The organism is Endozoicomonas sp. YOMI1, from assembly GCF_024606345.1.
Classification (GTDB): Bacteria; Pseudomonadota; Gammaproteobacteria; order Pseudomonadales; family Endozoicomonadaceae; genus Endozoicomonas.
On sequence record NZ_JAHHPM010000166.1, the window covers coordinates 1 to 1,964 of the forward strand.

General features: G+C 50.1%; 2 protein-coding genes. One reads left to right on the forward strand and one right to left on the reverse strand.

All coding sequences use genetic code 11. From position 1 onward, the window contains the following. Positions 1-250: 250 nt before the first annotated feature. A complete protein-coding gene (gene msrB, locus KDK15_RS05805) occupies positions 251-640 on the reverse strand; it encodes a peptide-methionine (R)-S-oxide reductase MsrB (protein ID WP_257294420.1) in 390 nt (129 codons plus the stop codon). Between the two features lie 186 nt (positions 641-826). On the opposite strand from msrB, the gene KDK15_RS05810 reads away from it, so the two are divergent. Beyond that, on the forward strand, positions 827-1,964 hold a 1,138-nt coding region (locus KDK15_RS05810; protein WP_257294421.1), incomplete at its 3' end, for a pyridoxal phosphate-dependent aminotransferase.

The window sequence follows — 1,964 nt, forward strand, 5'->3', positions numbered from 1 at the left end:
GCATGGATGCAGGAGCAGTTGCCGAGAGTGACTGATCACTTAGTCAGAAAATATGTTTTCATTTGGTTAACTACTTCTTAATGGGCGCTATTCTCGGACAGCCTCCTGGCTGCCATCCAACACAGAATAAGGTGTGAGCTGAAGAAGCAAAGCCGTGTAGTCTTAAACCAGAAGAAAAAGCCTTGCCAGAACCCAACGGCGAGAGGGGTGTTTTTCTGCTTTCAGGGGATGGTCGGGTTTTGATGGGGTCTCAACGGCCTTTAAACTTCATCGCCACCGAGTTTATACAGTATCGCAAACCGGTAGGTTCCGGCCCATCCGGAAATACGTGTCCCAGGTGAGCACCACAATTAGAACAAAGGACTTCAGTGCGCTCCATGCCAAGGCTATTGTCTTCCTGCATGGTTATCGCATCACTGTCGATGGTCTTATAGAAACTTGGCCAACCACATCCCGCATCAAATTTTACCGATGAGTCAAACAGTTTTTGCTGGCAGCAGACACAGTGAAAAACACCATCTTTCTCAAAGAAGTTATATTCGCCGGTAAAAGGTCGCTCAGTCCCCTTTTCACGGCACACATAGTACTGCTCATCGGTAAGCACTTCACGCCACTGTTCATCTGACTTTTTTGCTGTCATTTATACTGCCCTTTTATTTCGCTTTCATCAGCTAAAAGAAACTTTCCTGACCCGTCTCGCGCCGATAAGGATAACCGCCCGGATAAAAACTATCTACACTAGTGCAACCCTTGGCAGATCAATTCATACTGCCATTGTGCAAGAGCAGCAAGACTCAAAGAACCTGAAACCATCGGTAAGGCATCCATGAAGGATATTGAAAAATCCACCAAACTCGATAATGTCTGTTACGACATTCGCGGCCCCGTTCTTCGTGAAGCCAAACGGCTGGAAGAAGAAGGACACCGTGTTATTAAATTGAACACGGGCAATCCCGCAGCGTTTGGCTTTGATGCCCCCGATGAAATCACTCAGGACGTGATTCGTAATTTGCCGCTGTCCCAGGGTTACTGTGATTCCAAAGGCCTGTTTTCAGCCCGCAAGGCCATTATGCAGTACTGTCAACAGAGGAACTTCCCTCCTGTTAGTGTTGAAGACATTATTATCGGTAACGGGGTCAGTGAGCTGGTGGTAATGACCATGCAGGCATTGCTGAACAATGGCGATGAGATGCTGATCCCGGCTCCGGACTACCCCCTGTGGACCGCCGCTGTGCATCTGTCCGGTGGGCGTGCCGTTCATTACCGCAAGGATGAGCAGTCGGACTGGTGTCCGGATATTGACGACATCCGCAGTAAAATCACCGCCAAAACCCGGGGTATTGTGGTTATTAATCCAAATAACCCAACCGGTGCTGTTTATCCAGGCGACATTTTGAAAGAGATTGTTCAACTGGCCAGAGAACACGATCTGATCATATTCGCTGATGAAATATACGATAAAATCCTCTACGACGGAGTTCAGCACACGGCCCTGGCCGCTCTGGCAGACGACGTGCTTTGTATCAGTTTTAACGGCCTGTCCAAATCTTACCGGGTTGCCGGCTTCCGGGCTGGCTGGCTGGTGGTTTCCGGCCCGAAGCACAATGCCAGAAGCTACCTGGAAGGTCTGGAAATGCTGGCCTCAATGCGTCTCTGTGCCAATGTACCTGCGCAACACGCCATCCAGACAGCATTGGGTGGTTACCAGAGTATTAATGATCTGGTACTGCCTGGCGGCAGACTGCTTGAGCAGCGTAACCGGGCATGGGAAATGCTGGACCAGATACCGGGCGTCAGCTGTACCAAGCCCAAAGGAGCCCTCTACCTATTCCCCAAACTCGACCCTGAACATCACAAGATCCATGATGATGAACAGCTGGTACTGGATTTCCTCCTCCAGGAAAAAGTACTGCTGGTCCAGGGCACTGCCTTCAACTGGCCTGAGCCTGACCACCTGCGAATCA

Bases quoted from the DNA above. Each gene is read 5' to 3' on its own strand.
- msrB (WP_257294420.1), bottom strand. From the start codon at position 640: ATGACAGCAAAAAAGTCAGATGAACAGTGGCGTGAAGTGCTTACCGAT.